20 protein-coding genes are annotated in these 21,966 nt (G+C 68.1%); 9 read left to right on the top strand and 11 right to left on the bottom strand.

Annotation, left to right across the window (positions count from 1 at the left end):
* Window positions 1-13 precede the first annotated feature (13 nt).
* From G6N57_RS12715 to G6N57_RS12700, 4 genes are all read left to right on the top strand, one after another.
* Window positions 14-799: a prolipoprotein diacylglyceryl transferase gene (locus G6N57_RS12715; protein ID WP_077742820.1), complete on the top strand. Its 786-nt coding sequence runs from the start codon at window positions 14-16 to the stop codon at window positions 797-799.
* Window positions 796-1,314 carry a hypothetical protein gene (locus G6N57_RS32035; RefSeq protein ID WP_235652695.1) on the top strand — a complete coding sequence of 173 codons (519 nt, stop codon included), beginning with the start codon at window positions 796-798 and terminating at the stop codon, window positions 1,312-1,314. Before G6N57_RS12715 ends, G6N57_RS32035 begins: the two co-directional genes overlap by 4 nt.
* Window positions 1,315-1,322: 8 nt before the next feature.
* Window positions 1,323-2,882: a radical SAM protein gene (locus G6N57_RS12705; RefSeq protein WP_077743235.1), complete on the top strand. Its 1,560-nt coding sequence runs from the start codon at window positions 1,323-1,325 to the stop codon at window positions 2,880-2,882.
* A gap of 213 nt (window positions 2,883-3,095) precedes the next feature.
* The gene (locus tag G6N57_RS12700) at window positions 3,096-4,175 is read left to right on the top strand and encodes an MPT63 family protein (protein WP_235680588.1); all 1,080 of its coding nucleotides are present in this window, start codon (window positions 3,096-3,098) and stop codon (window positions 4,173-4,175) included.
* A gap of 257 nt (window positions 4,176-4,432) precedes the next feature.
* Here the strand turns inward: G6N57_RS12700 and G6N57_RS12695 are convergent, their stop codons facing one another.
* The 5 genes from G6N57_RS12695 to G6N57_RS12675 all read right to left on the bottom strand — a co-directional run bounded on the left by G6N57_RS12695 (window position 4,433) and on the right by G6N57_RS12675 (window position 8,695).
* Window positions 4,433-5,371, bottom strand: coding sequence for a Ppx/GppA phosphatase family protein (locus G6N57_RS12695; protein ID WP_097926461.1), 939 nt, complete (start codon window positions 5,369-5,371; stop codon window positions 4,433-4,435).
* The gene (locus G6N57_RS12690) at window positions 5,368-5,859 is read right to left on the bottom strand and encodes a DUF501 domain-containing protein (protein ID WP_077742819.1); all 492 of its coding nucleotides are present in this window, start codon (window positions 5,857-5,859) and stop codon (window positions 5,368-5,370) included. The genes G6N57_RS12695 and G6N57_RS12690 overlap by 4 nt, the downstream gene beginning before the upstream one ends.
* The gene (locus G6N57_RS12685) at window positions 5,852-6,556 is read right to left on the bottom strand and encodes an FtsB family cell division protein (protein ID WP_077742818.1); all 705 of its coding nucleotides are present in this window, start codon (window positions 6,554-6,556) and stop codon (window positions 5,852-5,854) included. The genes G6N57_RS12690 and G6N57_RS12685 overlap by 8 nt, the downstream gene beginning before the upstream one ends.
* A gap of 27 nt (window positions 6,557-6,583) precedes the next feature.
* On the bottom strand, window positions 6,584-7,867 hold the full coding sequence (gene eno, locus G6N57_RS12680) for a phosphopyruvate hydratase (protein WP_077742817.1): 1,284 nt from the start codon (window positions 7,865-7,867) through the stop codon (window positions 6,584-6,586).
* A 96-nt stretch (window positions 7,868-7,963) separates the two neighbouring features.
* On the bottom strand, window positions 7,964-8,695 hold the full coding sequence (locus tag G6N57_RS12675; protein WP_077742816.1) for a lytic transglycosylase domain-containing protein: 732 nt from the start codon (window positions 8,693-8,695) through the stop codon (window positions 7,964-7,966).
* A gap of 210 nt (window positions 8,696-8,905) precedes the next feature.
* Between G6N57_RS12675 and efeU the strand changes: the two genes are divergently transcribed.
* Genes efeU through efeB form a run of 3 tightly spaced genes read left to right on the top strand, consistent with a single transcriptional unit; the run spans window position 8,906 to window position 12,322 of the window.
* Window positions 8,906-9,853 (top strand): iron uptake transporter permease EfeU, encoded by a 948-nt coding sequence (gene efeU, locus G6N57_RS12670; RefSeq protein WP_077742815.1) that lies wholly within the window; start codon window positions 8,906-8,908, stop codon window positions 9,851-9,853.
* Entirely contained in the window at window positions 9,850-11,022 is a 1,173-nt protein-coding gene (efeO, locus tag G6N57_RS12665) for an iron uptake system protein EfeO (RefSeq protein ID WP_077742814.1), read from the top strand. Before efeU ends, efeO begins: the two co-directional genes overlap by 4 nt.
* Window positions 11,003-12,322, top strand: a complete 1,320-nt coding sequence (gene efeB / locus G6N57_RS12660) for an iron uptake transporter deferrochelatase/peroxidase subunit (RefSeq protein ID WP_077742813.1) — start codon at window positions 11,003-11,005, stop codon at window positions 12,320-12,322. The genes efeO and efeB overlap by 20 nt, the downstream gene beginning before the upstream one ends.
* A 9-nt stretch (window positions 12,323-12,331) precedes the next feature.
* Here the strand turns inward: efeB and G6N57_RS12655 are convergent, their stop codons facing one another.
* The 4 genes from G6N57_RS12655 to mfd form a co-directional block, all read right to left on the bottom strand.
* Window positions 12,332-13,147: a serine hydrolase family protein gene (locus G6N57_RS12655; protein WP_077742812.1), complete on the bottom strand. Its 816-nt coding sequence runs from the start codon at window positions 13,145-13,147 to the stop codon at window positions 12,332-12,334.
* A gap of 139 nt (window positions 13,148-13,286) precedes the next feature.
* Window positions 13,287-14,351, bottom strand: coding sequence for a nucleoside triphosphate pyrophosphohydrolase (locus tag G6N57_RS12650; protein ID WP_077742811.1), 1,065 nt, complete (start codon window positions 14,349-14,351; stop codon window positions 13,287-13,289).
* A gap of 196 nt (window positions 14,352-14,547) precedes the next feature.
* Window positions 14,548-15,261, bottom strand: coding sequence for a hypothetical protein (locus tag G6N57_RS12645; protein ID WP_235680587.1), 714 nt, complete (start codon window positions 15,259-15,261; stop codon window positions 14,548-14,550).
* 164 nt (window positions 15,262-15,425) lie between these two features.
* A complete protein-coding gene (mfd, locus tag G6N57_RS12640) occupies window positions 15,426-19,058 on the bottom strand; it encodes a transcription-repair coupling factor (protein WP_077743233.1) in 3,633 nt (1,210 codons plus the stop codon).
* Between the two features lie 68 nt (window positions 19,059-19,126).
* Here mfd and G6N57_RS12635 point away from each other — a divergent pair, with 68 nt between their 5' ends.
* Both G6N57_RS12635 and lysA read left to right on the top strand, forming a co-directional pair.
* The gene (locus G6N57_RS12635; protein WP_077742810.1) at window positions 19,127-19,693 is read left to right on the top strand and encodes a hypothetical protein; all 567 of its coding nucleotides are present in this window, start codon (window positions 19,127-19,129) and stop codon (window positions 19,691-19,693) included.
* An 81-nt stretch (window positions 19,694-19,774) separates the two neighbouring features.
* On the top strand, window positions 19,775-21,115 hold the full coding sequence (gene lysA / locus G6N57_RS12630) for a diaminopimelate decarboxylase (protein ID WP_077742809.1): 1,341 nt from the start codon (window positions 19,775-19,777) through the stop codon (window positions 21,113-21,115).
* 6 nt (window positions 21,116-21,121) lie between these two features.
* On the opposite strand, the gene G6N57_RS12625 is transcribed toward lysA, so the two are convergent.
* Window positions 21,122-21,445, bottom strand: coding sequence for an ArsR/SmtB family transcription factor (locus G6N57_RS12625; RefSeq protein WP_019343773.1), 324 nt, complete (start codon window positions 21,443-21,445; stop codon window positions 21,122-21,124).
* Complete coding sequence (locus tag G6N57_RS12620) at window positions 21,438-21,887, bottom strand: SRPBCC domain-containing protein (RefSeq protein WP_077742808.1); 450 nt, start codon at window positions 21,885-21,887, stop codon at window positions 21,438-21,440. The genes G6N57_RS12625 and G6N57_RS12620 overlap by 8 nt, the downstream gene beginning before the upstream one ends.
* Window positions 21,888-21,966 lie beyond the last annotated feature (79 nt).

Genomic DNA, 21,966 nt, shown 5'->3' with positions numbered 1-21,966 from the left:
TTAGGTTCGGCTGGTGACTGCGCAGTGGCACCTGGGGCCTCTCAGCGTCGGCGTGCACAACCTGTTCGTCGCCCTCGGGGTGTCCGCCGCGTTGCTGGTGTTCGTGTCCGAGGCCCGCAGGCGCGGGGCGGTCAACGAGCAGTCCGTGGTCGCCGCTGCCGGGGCGCTGATCGGTGGCGCGATCGGAATGAGGTTGACCGGGTGGGTGCGTCACCTGGACTTCAGTGCCAATCCGACGCTGGCTCAGGCGTGGCAGTTCGGTTCGCGCAGCATTCTCGGCGGGCTGCTCGGCGCCTATCTCGGGGTGCTCATCGCCAAACGGCTCGGCGGCTACCGCGGAAAGACCGGCGACCTGTTCGCCCCCGCGGTCGCCCTCGGGATGGCGATCGGCCGGATCGGTTGCCACCTCACCGAAGCCCCCGGCCGGCCCACCACCATGCCCTGGGGGATCCACGCGCCTGCCGACACCCCCGAATGCCCTGGCTGTGTCGCCGGAGTCGCCATGCACCCGTCGTTCCTCTACGAGATCGCCTTCCAACTCCTCGCATTCGCCGTGCTGTGGTGGCTGCGCCCCCGCATCGGCAGACCCGGGGAGCTGTTCGTGCTCTACGTCGCCGGCTACGCGGTGTTCCGCTTCTTCGTCGAGTTCGTCCGGGCCAACGAGACGGTGTGGCTGGATCTGACCCGCCCGCAATGGTTCCTGCTGCCGTCGTTGCTGATCCTGGGATTTCGGCTGTGGTACGGCTACCGCCGCGGGTACTATCGCAAACCAGCCCACTCTCAGGAGGTGCCCGCATGACGACACCGCCCGGCCCACCTGACGACACGCCTCCGCATGGCTCCGTTCCACCGGAGTTCGGTCCTCAAAGCTTTGAACCACAATGGATTCCACCCGCCTACCACGGCGACCCACCCGCACCGCCGCCACCACCGCCCCCGCCTCCGGGCTACCCGGTGTACCCGTATCCGCCGGGATATCCGTACGGCCCACCGCAACAACCGCAGCGGCGCATCTCTGTGGCCATGGTGATCCTCGGCCCGATCATCTACGCCGCGCTCAACCTCGTGATCGGTTTCCTCGCCTTCATGGGTGCCGGGGCCACCGACAGCGCCGGCGGCAGTCCCAATGCGGTGCTGGGCGGTGCCGCAGTGCTGTTGGCCCTCATAGCCTTCGGCGGCGGGACCCTGATGTTGTTGTCGAAGAACCCGACCGCGAAAGGTCTCGGCATCGGGCTGATGGTCGGTTGGGCGCTGGTTTCGCTGTTCACCGCGGGGTTCTGCACCGGCGTCAACCCGGAGCTGTACGCGCTGTGAGCACCGGAATGGGGTTGCGTGGCGACCGACTGCACCGGTACGTCACCGCCTTCTGCCCGCACTGCCACAACGAGGCGCCCGAGCGTCCGCTGGCCGACGTCACGCGGCTGTCGGGGATGCTGATCGAGCGCGACGGGCAGGTCTGGCTCGAACGCGGCTGCCGCACACACGGATTGGTGCGCACCCTGTACGACGAAGATCCGGAGATCCTGTCGTATCTGGAGGAGTGGACCGCCCCGACCAAGGCCCACGTCCCCGACGTCGCGGGGAACTTCGACCCGATACCGTCGGCCTATCTGCGCGGCCTGCCCGAGATGCAGACCCAGCACACCTGCATCCTGCTGGAGGACATCGCCGAAACCTGCAACCTGCGCTGCCCCACCTGCTTCACCGACAGCTCACCGGATTTGCGCCATGTGGTGCCTACCGCCCACATCCTCGCCAACGTCGACCAGCGGCTGGCCCGCGAGAACGGCCGGCTCGATGTCCTGATGCTCAGCGGGGGCGAACCGACCCTGCACCCGGACCTGACCGAGCTGCTCGACCAGCTGGTGGCCCGGCCGATCACCCGAATCCTGATCAACAGCAACGGAGTCCGCATCGCCAACGATGACGGGCTACTCGACCTGCTCACCACGCACCGCGAACGCGTCGAGGTCTACCTGCAGTACGACGGATTGTCCGAGCAGGCGCACCGTCACCACCGCGGCGGCGACCTGCGCAGAACCAAGGACCAAGCCCTACGGCGGCTCTCCGAGCGGGAGATCTTCACCACCCTGGTGATGACCTGTGCGCTGGGGGTCAACGACGACGAGATCGGCGACATGGTCCGGCTGGCCCTGGACACCCCGTATGTCGGCGGGCTCACCATCCAGCCGCAGTTCGGGTCCGGCCGCTCCGGTGCGATCGACCCGATGAACCGGCTCACCCACACCGGGGTGCTCAGGCGGCTGGGTCCGCAAACGGGCGACGCCGTCACCTGGCGGGACCTCACCGCGCTGCCGTGCTCGCACCCGCACTGCTGTTCGGTCGGCTACCTGATCCGCGACGACAGCGACCAGTGGCGCTCGCTGGTATCTCTGATCGGCACCGAAAGCCTCAAGGACAAGCTGGGCCTGGTCTCCAATCGCATCGCCGACACCGAGCTCCCCCGTCAGCTCCGGATGGCGGTGCAGGAGTCACTGCTCGGGCTGCTCTCCGAGCAGTCCTCGCTGTCGCATCCACAGATCGGTGACGTGTGGCGTGCCATCTGCGAGAGCTGCGACCTGGGGATGGGCACCCTGCTGACGCTGGCGTCCTCGGCCCTGCCCGGGCGCCGCCGCAAGATCCGACGGTTGCTGGGCGAGCGCGTGGTCCGACTGACCGTCAAGCCGTTCATGGACATGTCCACGATGATCGAGGAGCGCCTGATCCAGTGCTGCGTGCACGTCGGCACCCGATCCGGGCAGCCGGACTCGACTCACGACCAGTGCGCACCGTTCTGCGCCGTGCAAGCCTGGCCGGCCCTCGGCCGTCAGCGGCTGTCCCTGTCGGCGGGGCGGGCATTACCGCTCATCGAGATTCAATGAGGCGCCGAACAGGCTGGTCACCTCCACATCGGACCAGACCAGAGAGCTCGGGACCCAGGTCAACACGGTTTTCTGCCAGGCGCCGATGGCAGAAACTGTGAACTAGTGTTCCTAACCGTCCTCTTAAGCTGCTAACTTCCCATGAAGTGGGTGTCCCACTGCCGGGGGCCTGCCAACTCTTTTTTGGATCAGTCAGGAGTGAATGCCTTGAAGATGACGAATATCAGTACGGCCTTTGCCGGAGCGGCTATTGCCGCCGCGGCAATCGTCGCCGGCGCCCCGATGGCGCTCGCCGACGCCGACGACAGTGCCGTCACCACCGCTGCGCTCGGCGGCCAGGGCAAGCTGGACGGTGGCACCCAGGTCTGGACTGTGACCGACCTCAAGCCCAGCACCGACACCATCAACTACGCGCCGCGCGGCACCCTGTGGGAGGTCACCGCGACCAACGAGGCCCTCCAGGGCTCCGTGACGCCGATCGTCTCCAACTTCAACATCCGCGCCGCCGACGGCCAGAACTACCGCGCGCTCTTCCAGGTGCCCAGCACCCAGGGCGTCAACCCTGCCACCCTCGCCCAGGGCCAGAAGACCAGCGGCAAGATCTACTTCGACGTGACCGGTGAGCAGCCGACCTCCGTCGTCTACAACGCCGGTGGCAACGACGTCCTGGTGTGGAACAAGACCGCTGCCCCGGCCGCGGCCCCCGCCGCCGGTGCGCCCAAGCGTCAGGCCCCCGCCGCCGCTGCCCCGGCTGCTACCCCGGCCGCGCCGGCCGCAGCCCCGGCTGGTGCCACCCCCGCCGCTCCCGCAGCGGCATCCCCGGCTCCCGCGCCCGCTGCCGTCCCGGCTGCCCCGGCCGGCACCGGTGCGGGTAGCCGCGCGACGGACCTGCCCGCCGCCACCCCGGCCCCGGGCGCTCCTGCCGCCACCCCGGCCGGCACCGAAGCGGTTCCGGCCGCTCCGGCACCGGGCGCTCCGGCCGCCGAGTCGACTCCGGTCGCGCACGGCACGCCGGTCTCCGAGGGTGTCCCGGCCCCGGCCGCCGCAGGTGCCGGCAACGCCGCCACCGCGATGCCGCCGGCTGAGGGTGCCCCCGCCGCTGCTCCGGGCGCTCCGGCTGCCCCGGCTCCGGGTGCTCCCGCCGCTCCGGCTGCTCCGGCACCGGGTGCTCCGGCTCCGGCTGCTCCGGCCACCGAGCCGGCGCTGGTCCCGGCCGGCACCCAGCCGGTCGTCACCACGCCCGCCCCGGCCCCCGCGGTCGCGCCGGCGAGCAACCACGGGACTGTGTCCTGATCTAAGTAGTCACGGCAACGGCCGGACGCGGGCAACCGCGTTCGGCCGTTGTTTTTGTGTGGGCCCTGCGCGTGCCCGAGCATTCGCCGCTTTCCACGCCTGGGCTGCCGAACGCGTGGTCTCACAACCCTCCAGTAGAAAACGGCGCGCCGCCACCACCCGCGCATTCATCGCTTTCTACACCTGGGCCGCCGATCGCGTGGTCTCACGACCCTGCGGTAGAAAACGGCGCGCGCAGAGGCGTTTTCGAGAGCGTGTCAGGCGATCGACAGCGCGATGCCGTCGAGAATGTCGTGCTCGCTGACCACCAGTTCGCCGATGCCGGCCCGATCACCGAGCACTGCCGCCAACTCCTCGACGATGATCGCGCCGCCGCCGATCACATCGGCCCGGCCGGCATGCATGGGCCCGAGCGCCAGACGTTCGGCCTTGGTCATCCCGATCAATCGCTCGCACACCGCGAGCAGCTCATCGAATCCGATGCGGGACAGGTGGATTGCCTCAGGATCGTATTCGGTCATGCGCTGCGCGAGCGCCGACAGCGTCGTCATCGTCCCGGCCACACCCACCCAGGTGTGCGCCCCCTCGACCGGCACCACCCGCAGCGCTTCGGCCAGGCCGTCACGGGCCACCGCCCGCGCCTGCGCCACCTCGTCCGCGGTGGGCGGGTCGGAGCGCAGGCACCGTTCGGTCAACCGGACACAGCCGATGTCGGCCGAGAAGCTGGCCTCTACGGCAGCTCCACCGCGCACCAGTTCGGTCGAGCCGCCGCCCAGGTCGACGACAACGAAAGGCCCAGCGGCGGAGTCAAGTTCACCGACCGCACCGCGGAACGACAGCTCGGCCTCCTCGGTACCGGTGATCACCTCGGCCACCGATCCGGGTACCACCTTGCCGAGCAGCCGTGCGGTCATCGCGAAGAACTCGTCGCGGTTACCGGCATCGCGCGCCGCCGAGGTCGCCACCATCCGCACCGCGGTCACCGAATGCCGAGCCATCAGAGCCACATAGTCAGCCAGTGCGGATTCGGTGCGCGCCAACGCCTCCGGAGCGAACTGGCCCGTGGCGTCGACGCCCTGCCCCAGCCGGACCACCCGCATCTCGCGGTGCACGTCGCGCAGCTCGCCGTCCACCATGTCGGTGATCAGCAGACGAATCGAGTTGGTGCCACAGTCAATTGCGCCGACCCGACTCAAACCCACACCTCACGATCCAGGATTCCGGCCATCGCCGGCTCGACGGCCAGCAGCGCCAGCGCCTCATCGCCAAAGGGATTGACCCCGCGGCCTTTTGCCAACGAGTGGGCCATCACCACGTGCAGGCACTTGACCCGGTCGGGCATGCCGCCGCCGGTGAACGTGGTGCCCAACGGTTCGATCGCGTCCCGCTCGGCCAGATACGACTCGTGCGCCCGCTGATACGCCGCGGCCAACTCCTCGTCGTTCAGCAGCCGCTCGGACATCTCCCGCATCAACCCGGAGGATTCCAGCCGGCTGGCGGCCGCGGTGAGCGCCGGATGTGTCAGGTAGTACAACGTCGGAAACGGCGTGCCGTCAGGAAGTCTCGGCGCGGTCTTGACCACCCCGGGCTCGCCGTTGGGACAGCGATAGGCGATCTCGAGGACTCCGCGCGGCTCACGTCCCAATTGCCGCGCCACGGCCTCGATGTCGGCGGGATCAACCATTGGAACCTCTGGAGGGCTGGGCGGGCGGCGGCGGAACAGGCCCGCCGGGAGCAGGCCCACCAGGTGCCGGCGGCCCACCGATGGTCGGCGAAACCCCGTGCGGCTCATCGGCAATCGTGTGCCACAGCGAGGTGTACCAGGGCTGCCCTGCGGGCACCGTCGACCCTGGAAGCACCGGCGTCCCCGGGTCGGACACCATGGCCCCTGGCGGCAACTGCACCTGGTACGGGGTGTCACCGGGCATGACGAAGCCCAGCCGTTCCCTGGCCTGGGCGGCGATGTACACCGGGTCGGCCAGCTTGACCTTCTGCTGCTCCAGGTCGGCGATCTGGGCCCGCAACCGTTCCTCGGTGGCTTTGAGCTGTTTCATCTCGGTGCGCTGGCCGAAGTAGGTGCGAACCGGCCCGGCGATGGTCAGGGTCAGCACACACACCACCGCGGCCAGGATGGCCGCCCGGCGGGCCGTCGACCCGAACCGCTGTTCGGACTGCAGCTCGGCCTGCTGCTGAGCTTGCACCGCAATGGCTTTGGTGACCTTCTCCTCGGCCACCGGATCGGCCTGCGCCGGACGCGATTCAGCCGCCCGGCGACGGGGCTGTGAAGCGCGCGGCCGATTCGACTCCCCGGCCTTGCCCGGCTTACCGGGTCGGGAGGCCGGGGACCGTCGCTTCGGATCGGGCCGCTTCGCTTCGGGCATCGACTTGCTGGTACGCAGACGCCTGCGTTACTTGGCCTCGAACCGCGGGAACGCGAGATCGCCCGCGTAGCGCGCGGCGTCGCCGAGCGCTTCCTCGATGCGCAGCAACTGGTTGTACTTGGCGACGCGCTCGCTGCGGGCCGGGGCACCGGTCTTGATCTGACCGCTGCCCACCGCGACCGCGAGGTCGGCGATGGTGGTGTCCTCGGTCTCCCCCGAGCGGTGACTCATCATGGTGCGGTAACCGCTGTTGTGCGCCAGGGCAACAGCATCCAGCGTCTCGGTGAGCGTGCCGATCTGGTTGACCTTCACCAGCAGCGCGTTGGCCGCGCCACGCTCGATGCCGTCCTCCAGGCGCTCCGGGTTGGTGACGAACAGATCGTCGCCCACCAGCTGGACCCGGTCACCGATGGCCGAGGTCAGCGCGACCCAGCCGTCCCAGTCGTCCTCGGACAGCGGATCCTCGATCGACACCAGCGGGTAGGCGTCGATCAGGCCGGCGTAGAACTCGGACATCTGCTCGGCCGTACGCGTCTCCTTCTCGAAGGCGTAACCCGTACCGTCGGTGTAGAACTCGGTGGCAGCGACGTCCAGCGCCAGGGCCACATCGCTGCCGAGCTTGAACCCGGTGGCCTCGATCGCGACCGCGATCAGGTCCAGCGCGGCCTTGGTGCCCGCGACGTCGGGGGCGAAGCCGCCCTCATCGCCGAGACCGGTGGACAGCCCCTGCTTCTTCAGCACGGACTTGAGCGAGTGGTACACCTCGGCACCCCAGCGCAGCGACTCCTTGAACGACGGCGCGCCGATCGGGGCGACCATGAACTCCTGGACATCCACCCCGGTGTCGGCGTGGGCACCGCCGTTGAGGATGTTCATCATCGGCACCGGAAGGATGTGCGCGTTCGGGCCACCGAGGTAGCGGAACAGCGGCAGCGCGGCGCTGTCGGCCGCGGCCTTGGCCACCGCTAGCGAGACACCGAGGATCGCGTTGGCGCCCAGCCGGGACTTGTCGGGCGTGCCGTCGAGATCCAGCAGCGCCTGGTCGACGAGGCGCTGATCGTCAGCGGCCAGGCCGATGATCGCCGGGGCGATCTCATCGAGCACGGCTTCCACGGCCTTCTCGACGCCCTTGCCGCCGTAGCGGGAACCGCCGTCACGCAGCTCCACCGCTTCGTGCTCGCCGGTCGACGCACCCGACGGCACCGCAGCCCGGGCGAACGTGCCGTCGGTCAGGGCCACCTCGACCTCGACCGTCGGGTTGCCACGGGAGTCGAGGATCTCGCGGGCTCCAACCTGCTCGATGATGGGCACTGGCTTCTCCTTATTGAGTCCTGCGTGTAGGGATGAGAGTAGATCGTGGCGCGGGCGACGGCGTGTTTGGGCGTGTCACTCGGGTCACTCGACGTGTCACAAGCCGTGGCCGGCCGCGTATGCCGTCGCCCAGTCCCGGACCATCCGGGCGTACTGCTCGGAGTTGTTGTAGGCCTTGAGCGCCTTCATCCAGCCTCTCGGGGTGGACAGGTCCTTGCCGTACCAGCACAGCAGCCCGGCCGCCGAGAGCGCCGCGTCGTCGAAGTTGTCCGGACTCACCACACCGTCGTTGTTGGCGTCCACCCCGAAATGCCCCCACGTCTCCGGGATGAACTGCATCGGCCCCATGGCCCGGTCCATCAGCGGATCCCCGTCCAGCTTGCCCTTGTCGGTATCGGGTATGTGCAGGTTGCCGGAGGTGCCGTCCAGCTGCACGCCGCGGATCGGCGGGGTGACGTCACCGTTGCGCGCGATCATCGCCCCGCGGTAGGTGCCGTGATGGCTCTCGACCATGCCGATGCCGGCCAACGTGGTCCACGCCAGCTGGCAGTTCGGGTTCTCCACCTGGGCGACGCGCGCGGCGTAGGCGTAGGCCTCGAGGGCGTTGACCGGCATGCCCAGCGCGGGAGCCCGCTTCGCGGCCCACTCGGTCAGCTGATCTGCGGGTCTGCCCTTGGCATAGGTGTCGATCGCGGGCACCGGATCCCCGGCCGGCGGCGGCACACCCTCCGGAATTGGGGTCCCCAGATGCCACGAACAGCTGGATGCCAACAGCAGCGCTGTCGCAGCAATTACGGCGACAGCCCGCAGCCAACGCACTGGCGACACCGGACTCCCTCAACCCCGCTATATCTGATTCGCCATCGTCGCATGCGCGCCTATGAACGCGACGAGCGACGGGTCCGTGGCACAAGAACGCCAGGTGAAGTCGGATCGACCCACAGACCCCCCTGCTAAGGTGAGCCACGCCTTGCTATGGCAAGGCAAGGCTTACGCTTTTTTGTGGTGATTTCACCCCGGTCGAACGAGGACGCTTTGATGACTGCCATCTCGGACGTTCCGACCAGCACGCTGGCCGCGTCCAACGTCACGTCACAGGTGTTCGGCAGTGGCCTGATCGGTTTGCGGGAAGGTCTCGAAGCCGCCATCGTCGTGTCGATCCTGGTCGCGTTTCTGGTCAAATCCGAACGCCGGGACGCCCTCAAATGGGTGTGGCTCGGTGTCGGCGCCGCGATCGCCATGACCGTCACGGTCTTCCTGGTGATCCAGTTCGGCGAGAACACCATCAGCGGACTCGGCGCGGAAGCCATCGCCGGCATCGCCTCGCTGATCGCCGTCGTCATCGTCACCACCATGGTGCTGTGGATGAAACGGGCCTCGGCCTCGATGTCGGGCGAGCTGCGTAGCGAGATGTCGCAGGCGCTGCAGACGGGCGGCCTGGCGGTGGCGCTGCTGGCCTTCCTGGCGGTGGGCCGTGAAGGCGTGGAGACCGCGCTGTTCATGGTCGGCTACGCCGAGGCCGAGACGCTGTGGCCGCTGACGGGCCTGATCATCGGCGTGCTGATCGCCGCGGCGATCGCCTACGGCATGTATGCGGGCGCCGTCCGGATCAACCTCGCGAAGTTCTTCAAGTACACCGGCATCTTCCTGATCGTGGTGGCGGCCGGAATCCTCGCCTACGGCATCAAGGCACTGCAGACCGTGGGCTGGATCCCCGGGCTCAGCGCCAAGGCCTTCGACATGAGCGGTGCGTTCGACTGGTCTGCCTGGTACGGCGAGATCATCCAGGGCGTCTTCAACATCGATCCCACGCCGACCGTGCTGCAGTTCGGGGCGTGGCTGGCCTACATCGTCGTGGTGTTGGCGCTGTTCCTGAAGCCGATCCGGACCCCGGGGGCGGCCAGTGCTGCGACTTCGCCCGAGACTTCCTCCGAGCCGACCGTCGAGCCGGAGACCTCCACCGCATCCGAAAGGTCGACCAAGTGAAGATGACCCCTGCCGTCAAGACCGGATTCGCGGCGACCGCCGCGGTGCTGGCCGGCATCTCGTTGAGTGCCTGCCAGGCCAAGGAGGCCGACGGCGGCAGTGCAAGCGGTGACGGCGCCAAGGGCGCTCAGATCACCGTCGACGCCTCCGACACCGAGTGCAAGCTGTCGGGCACCACCGCGACGACCGGGCCGAGCACGTTCGTCGTCACCAACAGCGGCAACAAGGTCACCGAGTTCTACGTCTACGGCGAGGGCGAGCGGGTGATGGGCGAGGTGGAGAACATCTCCCCCGGGCTCAAGCGCCAGCTGATCGTTCAGCTCACCCAGCCGGGCACCTACCAGACCTCGTGCCGCCCCGGCATGGTCGGTGAAGGCATCCGCGGCAACTTCGAGGTGACCGGTGAGGCCGTCAAGGTCGACACCGAGGGCAAGTTCAAGGAAGCCGCCGACAGTTACAAGCGGTACGTGAACAGCCAGGTCGACGCACTGGTGCCTGCGGTCGAGGAGTTCGTCGCCGCCGTCAAGGCCAAGGACGTCGCCAAGGCCAAGGCGCTCTACCCGACCTCGCGCGTGTACTGGGAGCGCATCGAGCCGGTCGCCGAATCCTTCCCCAACGACCTCGACCCGCGAGTCGACCTGCGCGAGGCCGACCTCGAGCCCGGGCAGAAGTGGACCGGGTTCCACGCCCTGGAGAAGCAGCTGTGGGTCACCGGCCTGCAGCCCGACGCCAACGCACTCGGCGACCAGTTGATCGCCGACGTCAAGGAATTGCAGGCCGGCGTCAAGGCACCGGACTGGACCATCGACTCCACCCAGATCGCCGGTGGCGCACAGGGTCTGCTCGACGAAATCGCGATGAGCAAGATCAGCGGCGAAGAGGACATCTTCAGCCACACCGACCTGTGGGACTTCCGGGCCAACGTCGAGGGCTCGCAGACCGCGGTGGCGTCCGTGCGACCGATCCTCGACGAGCGCGACGCCGAGTTGGGCAAGCGGGTGGACCAGCGGTTCGCCGATGTCGAGAAGTTGCTGGAGAAGTATCGTGACGGCGACGGATTCGTCTCCTACGACAAGGTGACCGAGCCGCAACGTCAGGAACTGTCGCGCGCCATCGACGCGCTGAGCAAAGAAGTGAGCCAGGTGCAAGGTGTCATCGCCAAGCAGTGATTCTCCGGAATCCACCCCGGGTGCCGAGCAGTCCGCCGGGTTCTCCCGGCGCAAGCTGTTCGGCGCCGCCGGGGTCACCGCAGCGGTAGTCGGTGCGGCCGGCGCCGGGGCGCTGGCCGGCCGGGCTTCTGCGGCCAGCACTCCGCACGGTGCCCTGCAGGGGCCGGTGCCCTTCCGCGGCGACCGGCAGGCCGGCATCATCACCGAGGCGCAGGACCGCATGCACTTCTGCTCCTTCGACGTCACCACCGACAACCGCGACGACGTCATCGCCCTGCTCAAGCAGTGGACCCAGATGGCCGAGCGGATGACGCGCGGCGAGGAGACCGAGGTCGGCGGCGCCGTGGACGGCAATCCGTATGCGCCGCCGTCGGATACCGGTGAGGCGCTGGGCCTGCCGGCCTCGCAGCTCACCCTGACCATCGGATTCGGGCCGTCGTTCTTCCGCAAGGACGGCAAGGACCGCTTCGGCATCGCCGACAAGCAGCCCGCCGAACTCAAGGACCTGCCGAAGTTCCCCAACGAGACCATGGATCCGGCCCGCTGCGGGGGCGATATCTGTGTGCAGGCATGTGCGAACGATCCGCAGGTCGCGGTGCACGCGATCCGTAACCTGGCCCGCGTCGGGTTCGGCACCGTCGCGGTGCGGTACTCGCAGCTGGGGTTCGGCCGTACCTCCTCGACCACCCGGGACCAGGCCACCCCACGAAACCTGTTCGGGTTCAAGGACGGAACCAACAACCTCAAGTCCGATCAGACCGACCTGCTCGACAAGAACGTCTGGGTGGCCGAGGGCGACGGGCCTGCCTGGCTCACCGGCGGCAGCTATCTGATCACCCGCCGCATCCGGATGCGCATCGAAAACTGGGACCGCACCACACTTCTGGAGCAGGAACGGGTGATCGGGCGGCAGAAGGGCAGCGGCGCCCCCAACGGACTGCAGCAGGAGTTCGACGAGCTCGATTTCGAGATCACCGACGGCAAGGGCAATCCGAAGATCGACGTGGACGCGCACGTGCGGCTGGCCTCGGCGGAGCACCTGGGCGGCATCGAGATCCTGCGCCGCGGTTACAACTTCACCGACGGCTCGGACGGATTCGGGCACCTGGATGCGGGCCTGTTCTTCATCGCGTTCGTGCGCAGCCCCGAAAAGCAATTCATCCCGATGCAGCGGGAACTGGGCCGCAAGGACGCGCTCAACGAGTACATCACCCACACCGGGACGGCCATCTTCGCCTGCCCGCCCGGGCTGCGTGACGGTGACGCGTCGGGATACTGGGGTTCGACGCTGTTCGAGTGAACTCGGGGCTCAGCCCTTGGGACTGAGCAGGATCTGGCTGAGCCGGGTGGTGGTTGCGACTCCTTCGTCGTAACCTCCCTGCCCGTTGAGCCCGTTCATGATGGCCAGCGTGTAGCGCTGGTTGGGGCCGGCGAAGCCGACCGAGTTGATCACCCAGCCACCTTGCTCCTGCGACCATCCGTTCTTGTTGCCGGGGCTCATCGACGGGCCCGCGCCCCATACGCCCCACTGCTGGTCCCCGCCGACCTTCTGCATTTCGGAGACCACGGCAGACGCATCGGCCGGATTCAGTTGGGTCAGTGTGTAGTTCATCAACCGGTCGAGGTCGTTGGTGGTGGATTTCTGGAAACCCCAGTACGGGAAGATGTCACCGAATCCCGGCTGCGGGCGCAGGTCGGCCATGCCGTACCGCGGGAAGCCCGCGTTGAACGCCTTGTGATCCGGCCCGCCATACCGGGTCCACAACGCATCGGCGGCATCGTTGTCAGAGTTGCGCAGCATGTTCACCATGAGCTGCCGGTCGTTGCCCGACAGCCGCAGCGCGCCAGCCCGTTCGCGGGTCAGCAGGTCGACGACCATCGCCAGCTTGATGGTGGAGGCGGTCCAGATCATGGCGTTCGCATTGGCATTGGCGTACCGCGCGCCCGCGACGCGATCGCGCAACACAAAGCCGACGGTGCCGGGCCGCGTCGCGAGGTAGGCGTCCGCGGCGGCGATGCGCGAGCGCAGGTCACACCCGGTGGCCGCGCATTCGGCAGTGGCCTGCGGGGCCGCGATTCCCAGAGTGAGCACGAGGACGACGACCGCGATCCGCAGTACCCGCATGGGCCTCACGGTAGATCTCGCCGGCCCGATCCAACGTCCACACCGCCGGGGCATCCCGAGCCGAAACCGTGCCGTTGTGAGTTCGTGACGCGCGTTCGTAACCTGGTGGCGCAAAAACCGGCTCGAAATCGCCCTGGTGTTACGAGCGCCCCGGCTCGTCCCCGGCATCGTCGTCCTCGTCGTCCTCGTCGGGCTCCTCGTCCTCGGAGTCCTCTTCGTCAACCTCGTCGTGCTCCAGAAACTCCGGCTCCACAACCGCATCCGGCCAGTACGCCCGCCACTCGTCCTCGGTGATCGAGCCCAGCGGCGTCGCGTCGAGTTCCTCGGGCACGTCCTCGCCCCGGCGGCCCGCGGCGACGTCAGACTCCACCACCCGAACGGTGTCCATGAACTCCAAAACCGCACTGCGCAGGTCATTCTCGGCATCGACATCGGCCGAGACCTCCACCGAGGTCAGCTCGGCAGGCACCAGATCGGCAGGCAGCCCAGCCTGAGCCACCCGGGCGAGCACCTTCTGCGCCAGCGCCAGAGCCGGCTGCCCGGTGGGCACGTCATCCATCGACGAACCTCGGGCCTTCACCTTCTGCTCCTGGGCCTTGCGTTCCTCCCACTGTGCCAGCTGCTCGTCCAGTGAGATCGATTCTCCGGCAAGCACTGCCGGCACGCGGTTGCCGAGCTTGCGGACCAGCGAATCGGCGACGTCGTCGATGTTGAACGGGTGTACGGGCGCGTCCTCGGCGATGCGGGCGTGGAACAGCACCTGCAGCAGCACATCACCGAGCTCCTCGCGCAGCTCGTCGGCGTTGCCGCCGCGCACCGCGTCGAACAGCTCGTAGGTCTCCTCAAGCAGGTAACGCCGCAACGAATCGTGCGTCTGCTCGCTCTCCCACGGCCCGTCGGTGCGCAGCTTGTCCATCATCGCCACGGCGTCCACGATGCGCTCCCCCGCCTGTGCCCTGGGAGCCGCGATCAAGCGGTCCCCGGCCGCCAGACGGGCCTTGACCGCCGGATGCTCGGGATCGGACGACAGCAACACGGGCGCCGGGTTGCCTTCGTCGTCGCCGTAGATGGGCCGCGCCGCGGGCAACGTCCACGGCACCTTGATCGGCATTTCCTCGGTGTACTGCACATCGCCGGTCAGGAACTCGATCGCTTCCACCGGGATCAATGCGGGGCGGCGGGGATCGACGAGTACCACGGTCATCGGGCTCCACCCCCTCACCAATTCGACGAGATTTGCTGATCTCGGTTATACCAACACCTTGCCGGACTTCGACGTTCCTGGTGAGCAGGCCAAGGCCGCGATTCGCCGGCACCCGGGGGCCTTCGCACCGGGGGCCTTCGCACGGGATGGCCGCCCTGCCCAAAGGCAAGGCGGCCATCATGTCACAGGCCGTGGTTTACGACTCCGGCGGGAACTGGCCCTCCGGGACGACCCAGTGGCCCGGGGTCTCGTTGAAGAACGGGTTCGCGACCCCGTTCACCGAGGGCAGCGTCTTCAGCTGACCAGGCGGGATGCCGTAGAACGGATTCGCAACACCGTTGATGGTCGGCGAATTCATCAACTGCCCGGGTGCGATATTGCCGTTCGGCTGCCGGAAGAAATTGTCTACCTCGGGAAACCGGACCGTGGGCACGTTCACATCAGGAACGTTCACACTCGGCACGTTCACGTCAGGAACATTCACGCTGGGAACGTTCACATCAGGAACATTCACGCTGGGCACGTTCACATCAGGAACATTCACGCTGGGCACGTTCACATCAGGGACGTTGACACTGGGCACATTCACATCAGGAACGTTCACAGCCGGCACGTTCGCGTCGGGAACGTTCACAGCCGGCACATTCACATCAGGAACGTTGACACCCGGCACATTCACACCTGGCATGGCCGGCCCAGGAACTGGCGGCGGCTGCGGTACGTCCGGAACGGCGTTCGCGAGGCCCGTACCCAGGCCAAACGCTCCGAGGCCAAGTGCACCGGCCATTGAGGTGGTTACTGCGAACTTCTTGAAGTCCATGATCACTCCTTCGCCTTGCGTCACCGCGATCGATCCACCAAATAGCAGCAATCGCGTGATGTTCGGTTTGGGAAATTGCGTGACCGCCATATGTCCGACGACCCCGTCGCCTCTCATTCGGACGACAGCGCAATACCTTCTTGACTCCCCGTACGTATGTCGGATCCGGGCGCCTGCGCGTTAACAACGGTTCGGCGATTAGTCCGGCACGGACACCCAAAAAGCAGCGACGACCAGGCGATTGGTCCGAAGAATTAATCTGGGGAATTCAGTCCGGCGGTGACGTCGAAGGTGCTCTGTGTTTGTCCGTTGAGCACCAGCACCAATCCGGCCACCCACTGCACCAATTCAAGATCACGAATACGCGGCGCACCGACACCGTCACCGGCACGCGGCAACGGGACCTGGACCACCGAGGTGGTGGCCCGATAGTGCCCGCCCGGGTACATCCGCTTGAGCCGCAACTGGGCGGAGTCCGGCAGCACCATCGGAGACAGCTTCACCGTGGAGGCCGACACCGCACCGATCTCGGTGATCCCGTACTCGCGGCACAGCAGCCTCAACCGGGCCACCGCAACCAGACGTTGAGCAGGCTCGGGCAACGGGCCGTAACGGTCGACGAGCTCATCCACGACCGCCCGCACGGCCTCCTCGTCCGTGGCCGCCGCGAGCCGCCGGTAGCCCTCCAGCCGCAGCCGGTCACTGCCGATGTACTCCGGCGGCAGGTGTGCGTCGACCGGCAGATCGACCCGCACCTCCTTCGGCTCCTCCGGTGTGGCAACGGTTTTCCCGTCAGCCGCGGCCCGGTAGGCCTCGACGGCCTCGCCGACCAGCCGCACGTAGAGGTCGAAGCCAACTCCTGCCACGTGACCGGACTGCTCGACACCCAACACGTTGCCCGCGCCGCGGATCTCCAGGTCCTTCATCGCCACGGCCATACCGGCACCCAGCTCGTTGTTCTGCGCGATGGTGGCCAGCCGGTCGTATGCGGTCTCGGTCAGCGGCGAATTGGGCGGGTACAGGAAGTAGGCGTAGCCACGCTCGCGGCTGCGGCCCACGCGGCCACGCAACTGGTGGAGCTGGGACAACCCGAAGGTGTCGGCCCGCTCGACGATCAGCGTGTTGGCGTTCGAGATGTCCAGCCCGGTCTCGACGATGGTGGTGCACACGAGGATGTCGTACTCACGGTTCCAGAAGCCCTCGACGGTCTTCTCCAGCGTCTCCTCGTTCATCTGCCCGTGCGCGACGACGACCCGCGCCTCGGGCACCAGCTGACGGATCCGCGCCGCGGCCTGATCGATGGTGCGCACCCGGTTGTGGATGTAGAACGCCTGCCCGTCGCGCAGCAGCTCACGGCGCAGCGCGGCGGCCACCTGCTTGTCGTCGTGCGGACCCACGTAGGTCAGCACCGGGTAGCGCTCCTCGGGCGGGGTGAGGATGGTCGACATCTCGCGGATGCCCGCCAGGCTCATCTCCAGGGTGCGCGGGATCGGGGTGGCGCTCATGGTGAGCACGTCGACGTGGGTGCGCATCGACTTGATGTGCTCTTTGTGCTCGACACCGAACCGCTGTTCCTCGTCAACGATGATGAGGCCCAGGTCTTTCCACATCACCCCGGTCTGCAGCAGGCGGTGCGTGCCGATCACCACGTCGACCGACCCGTCCTTCATTCCTTCCATGGTGGCGCGCGACTCGGCCGGATCGGTGAACCGCGACAATCCCTTGACGGTCACCGGGAACCCCGCCATCCGGTTGGTGAAGGTCTGCAGATGCTGATCGGCCAGCAGCGTCGTCGGCACCAGCACCGCCACCTGTTTGCCGTCCTGCACGGCCTTGAACGCCGCGCGCACCGCGATCTCGGTCTTGCCGTAACCCACGTCGCCGCAGATCACCCGGTCCATCGGAACCGGCTTCTCCATATCGGATTTGACCTCGGTGATCGCGGTCAGCTGGTCCATGGTCTCGGTGAAGCCGAACGCGTCCTCCATCTCGTTCTGCCATGGAGTGTCAGGGCCGAACGCATGCCCGGGCGCCGATTGCCGTTTGGCGTACAGCGCCACCAGTTCACTGGCGATCTCCCGAACAGCCTTGCGGGCCTTGGTTTTCGTACTGGCCCAGTCGCTTCCGCCGAGCTTGGACAGCGACGGCGCCTCGCCGCCGACGTACCGCGACAGCTGATCCAGCGAATCCATCGGCACATACAGCCGGTCCGATCCGCCACCGCGTTTGGACGACGCGTACTCCAGCACCAGGTACTCGCGCCGGGCTCCGCCCACCACGCGCTCGGTCATCTCGACGAACTTGCCGATGCCGTGCTGATCGTGCACGACGAGGTCGCCGGCGGTCAGTGCCAGCGGATCGACGACGTTACGGCGTTTGGCCGCAAGCTTTTTGCCCTCTGAGGCCGTCACCCGGTTACCGGTCAGATCGGTCTCGGTGATGATGACGAGGTTGGCGCCGGGCAGGATCAGGCCGTCGTGCAACGGCCCCCTGAGCACCCCGACCACACCGGCCTTGGGCGCCTCGCCGGGCTCCAACATCCCTGCGGGCGTATCGGAATCACCCAGCTGCTCCACCACGCGGTGGGCTGTGCCGGTGCCCGGGGTGACCACCGCGGCGTATCCGCCGGTGGCCACGTGAGCCCGCAGCATGGCGAAGATCTCTTCGAGGCTCTGCTGACTGCGGGCCGAAGGCGCGGGCCGCAGATCGAGTTCGGTGGCCTTCCCGTCGGGCAGCTGGCTCAACGTCCACCACGGATGCCCGCCGGCCACGGCGTCTTCGCGCGCCTGCTCGAACGGGACGAATCCGGACGCGCCCAGCGCCTCGATGTCGATGGGCGCATCACCGCCGACCGCGGCCGTCGACCACGAGGCCTCGAGGAACTCCTGCCCGGTCTTGATCAGGTCGGCGGCCCGGGTCCGCACCTTCTCCGGGTCGCACACCAGCACCGGGGCGCCCTCGGGCAGGTGGTGCGTCAGCGTCGTCGGCTGCACGGGGTGCAGCAGCGGCAGCAGCGCCTCCATGCCGTCGACCGGGATGCCCTCGGCGAGCTTGGCCAGCATGTCGGGCACGCTGCCGGGCACGCTGTTCTCATGGGTGGGGTGCTCGGCGGCGAGCACCGCCGCGCGCTCACGCACATCGGCGGTCATCAGCAGTTCACGGCACGGCACGGCGACCACGTGCTGCACCGGGATCTCGGGAATCGAGCGCTGGTCGGCGATCGAGAACATCCGCATCTCGGAGATCTCGTCGCCCCAGAACTCGACGCGCACCGGATGCTCGGCGGTCGGCGGGAACAGGTCGAGGATGCCGCCGCGCACGGCGAACTCTCCACGTTTGCCGACCATGTCGACGCGGGTGTAGGCCAGGTCGACCAGCCGGGCGATGACCGCTTCGAACTCGGCCTCGGCACCGACGGTGAGGGTCACCGGTTCGGTATCGACGACGTCGGGAGCCATCGGCTGCAGCAGCGAGCGCGTGGTGGTGACCACCACGCGTAGCGGCGAACCCAGTGTCGCGTCCTCGGGATGGGCCAGCCTGCGCAACAGCAACAACCGGGCCGCGACGGTCTCCACACCCGGGGACAGCCGCTCGTGCGGCAGCGTCTCCCAGGACGGGAAGAGGGCGACGGCGTCGCCGACAACCCCGCGCAGCTCGGCGGTCAGATCGTCGGCCTCCCGGCCGGTGGCGGCGACCACCAGCAACGGACCCTGCTGGGCCAGCCCGGCGGCCACCAGCACGCGGGCACTGGCCGGCCCGACGAGCGCGAGATCGGCGGGCCGGTCGGCGGCACGGCGAAGGACGTCCTGCAGGGACGGATCGGTCAATGCCAGCTCGACGAGACCCGCAATCGGGGTCTGGACATGGTTGTGCCCCGGTGCGGTCATGATGACGGCCATTCTACGGGGCCGGGGATTCGGCTCCGTAGTGCTCTGTCCGGGGCGATCATGGAGCGATGAAGCGGTGGGCGGCAGCGCTCGTTGTGGTGCTGACGGCGGTGTTCGCGGTGATATGGCTCACCCGGGAGAAGCCGGAGGCCACGCCCGAGCAGGTGCCGACCCACCTCGGCCCCGACGGCGTTCCCGACTTCGCCGCCTACCCCGCCGTCGATCCCGCGCAGTACGTACTGCGCGAGGGCCAGGGGTTCCCGGTGCAGGGCTTCCGCACGCCCGACGGTTTCGTCTGCATGACCACCCAGCACCGGGCGATGTACGCCCTGGACTGCCGCGGGCCGTTCGTCGACGCCCCCGACGACGCCAACCTCGCGCACCTGTTCAGCTACGGCACCACCAACGGCGCGATCCCGATGAGCTTCACCCGCACCGAAGAACCCCTCAGCCCCGTCGACGGTCTCACCGAGGACGAGGCGCCGCTGCTGCCCGCCGGGCAACGCTTCGACTCGGGCAACGCCACCTGCATCCACACCGACGACATCCTGCTGGCCTGCCGGATGGCCGATCCGCAGAAAGGCAACGGGTTCATCGCCACCCGGACGGAGACGAAGTCGTTCGGTAGGAGTTGAGCCCGTCAGGATCCGACCCCGCAGCGTCAAGGAACCGTCAAGCCCGGTGACGCAGGCCCCGGCGGCGCCGACTGTGGAGTCATGACCTTGCTGGACATCCTGCCCTCACTTCGCGGCACCACCCGACCACGCCTCGATCCGAACATCTGGCCGCTGACCACGGGCGTCGACGAGCAGGGCCGCATCACCGTCGGACGGGTGCCTCTGACCGACATCGCCGACGAGTACCGCACCCCCGCCTACGTGCTGGACGAGACCGATTTCCGGACCCGCGCCCGGCGCTACCGCGCTGCCCTCGACCGGGCCGAGGTGGTCTACGCGGGCAAGTCGCTGTTGACCACCGCCGTCGCGCGCTGGGTCGCCGAGGAAGGGCTCGGCCTGGACGTGTGCTCAGCTGCCGAGCTGGCGACCGCGTTGGCCGGTGGGGTCGACCCGGCGCGGATCGTGATGCACGGCAACGCCAAATCGTGCGACGAGCTGCGCGACGCGATCGATGTCGGGGTGGGCCGCATCGTGATCGACTCACCGATGGAGATCACCTACCTGGCCGGTCTGGCGCGCCGGCCCCAGCCGGTGCTGATCCGGGTCACGCCCGACATCGACATCCACGGCCACCGGGCTGTCACCACCGGGGTGACGGACCAGAAGTTCGGCTTCGCCCTGGCCGACCACCGGGCCGCCCGTGCCGCGGCCCGCATCCTGGCCACCCCGAATCTCGATCTGGTCGGGCTGCACTGCCATATCGGCTCACAGATCACCGATCCCGCGCCCTACGGAGTGGCCGTGCGGCGGTTGATCGGCGCCATGGCCGACATCCGCGCCGAACACGGCCTGGTGCTGACCGAGCTCAACATCGGTGGCGGCCACGGGGTTCCGTACGTCCGCGGAGACGCGGCGCTCGACATCGGGACGTTCGCGGCCGTCGTCGACGATGAGCTGACCGCGGCGTGCGCGGCCGAACGCTTCCCGCGGCCGCGCCTGGTCGTCGAGCCCGGCCGCGCCATCAGCGCGCGGGCCGGGGTGACGCTGTACCGGGTGTGCGGGGTGAAGTCCCAGCCCGGAGGGCGCACGTTCGTCGCCGTCGACGGCGGCATGAGCGACAACCCGCGGGTTGCTCTGTACGGCGCGAAATACACCGTGGCCCTGGCAAATCGGCACCCGTTGGGACCGACCATGGTGGCCACCGTGGTCGGACGGCACTGCGAGGCCGGCGACGAGATCGTGCACGACGTCGAGCTGCCCGCCGACATCCATGCCGGCGATTTGCTGGCCGTGGCCTGCACCGGGGCCTACCAACACAGCATGGCCTCGACCTACAACATGGTGGGCCGCCCGCCGGTGGTGGCGGTGCGCGACGGCGCCTCGCGGACGTTGGTGCGCAGGGAGACGACGGCCGACCTGCTGATGCGGGACCTGGGCTGAGCGCCGTCAGCCGTCCTGCTCGACGGCATCCTTGATCCGTGCGAGCCGGCGTTCCCAGCCGGCGGCGATCCCGTCGAGCCGGCGCGCCACCTCGCTGAGCCGGGCTCCGACCGCCTCGTACCTGACCTCACGCCCCACCCTGGTGGCTGCCACCAGGCCGACATCGGTGAGCACCTTCAGGTGTTTGGCGATGGCCTGGCGGGTGATCGGGAGTTCGTCGGCCAGGGCCGACGCCGACGCGGGCCGCCGCCCGAGGGCGACGAGCACCTGCCATCGGCTGTCGTCGGCCAGCGCCGCGAAAACCTGTACCGGCGAGGCACTTTCAGGCATCGGCAGCGGCCCCCACCAGGTACTTCTGGGCGAGGCCGAGCTCGAGTGGCCAGCCGCCACTGTGGTCGTCGAACCGGGAGCGGCGGTTGGCCTCAGGCTCGTCGAGCGAGGCGAACCCGCTCTCGACGACCCGTAGCACCACGCCGGATGGCGCCGGGGTGATCCAGAATTCGACGAGCGTGGACGAGCTGTCGAGATCGTCGGCATCGATGTGCCAGCGGAAGGCCACATAGCGCGGCTCGTCCACCGCGACCGTCCGCAACGCGAACCGCCCGTGCGTGGGGTCGGTGACGATGGCGACGTCGCCGTCCCGCTCGATCTGGTGTTCGGTGATCCGCTCGTCGTTGATGTACCAGCCGGGCTCGCTCACCAGATCCCAGACGCGTTGCGCCGGTGCGTCGATGGTGATCTCGCGCTCGATGCGGTCGAAGTCGGTGGTCATATCGGGGTTCCTCTCTGGCCGGATTGCTGCAACCCAAGGGTTGCACATGAGGAACTCTTGCTGCAACCCCTGAGTTGCA

The organism is Mycolicibacterium boenickei (genome assembly GCF_010731295.1).
Classification (GTDB): Bacteria; Actinomycetota; Actinomycetes; order Mycobacteriales; family Mycobacteriaceae; genus Mycobacterium; species Mycobacterium boenickei.
Note: the sequence above shows the minus strand (reverse complement) of the source record. Positions and strands in the feature narration are given on the sequence as shown.

Coding starts and splice junctions, on each gene's coding strand:
- G6N57_RS32035 (WP_235652695.1), top strand. CDS start 796: ATGACGACACCGCCCGGCCCACCTGACGACACGCCTCCGCATGGCTCC.
- G6N57_RS12705 (WP_077743235.1), top strand. CDS start 1,323: ATGGGGTTGCGTGGCGACCGACTGCACCGGTACGTCACCGCCTTCTGC.
- G6N57_RS12700 (WP_235680588.1), top strand. CDS start 3,096: ATGACGAATATCAGTACGGCCTTTGCCGGAGCGGCTATTGCCGCCGCG.
- G6N57_RS12690 (WP_077742819.1), bottom strand. CDS start 5,859: ATGGTTGATCCCGCCGACATCGAGGCCGTGGCGCGGCAATTGGGACGT.
- G6N57_RS12685 (WP_077742818.1), bottom strand. CDS start 6,556: ATGCCCGAAGCGAAGCGGCCCGATCCGAAGCGACGGTCCCCGGCCTCC.
- efeU (WP_077742815.1), top strand. CDS start 8,906: ATGACTGCCATCTCGGACGTTCCGACCAGCACGCTGGCCGCGTCCAAC.
- G6N57_RS12655 (WP_077742812.1), bottom strand. CDS start 13,147: ATGCGGGTACTGCGGATCGCGGTCGTCGTCCTCGTGCTCACTCTGGGA.
- G6N57_RS12650 (WP_077742811.1), bottom strand. CDS start 14,351: ATGACCGTGGTACTCGTCGATCCCCGCCGCCCCGCATTGATCCCGGTG.
- G6N57_RS12645 (WP_235680587.1), bottom strand. CDS start 15,261: ATGGCGGTCACGCAATTTCCCAAACCGAACATCACGCGATTGCTGCTA.
- mfd (WP_077743233.1), bottom strand. CDS start 19,058: ATGACCGCACCGGGGCACAACCATGTCCAGACCCCGATTGCGGGTCTC.
- G6N57_RS12635 (WP_077742810.1), top strand. CDS start 19,127: ATGAAGCGGTGGGCGGCAGCGCTCGTTGTGGTGCTGACGGCGGTGTTC.
- lysA (WP_077742809.1), top strand. CDS start 19,775: ATGACCTTGCTGGACATCCTGCCCTCACTTCGCGGCACCACCCGACCA.
- G6N57_RS12625 (WP_019343773.1), bottom strand. CDS start 21,445: ATGCCTGAAAGTGCCTCGCCGGTACAGGTTTTCGCGGCGCTGGCCGAC.
- G6N57_RS12620 (WP_077742808.1), bottom strand. CDS start 21,887: ATGACCACCGACTTCGACCGCATCGAGCGCGAGATCACCATCGACGCA.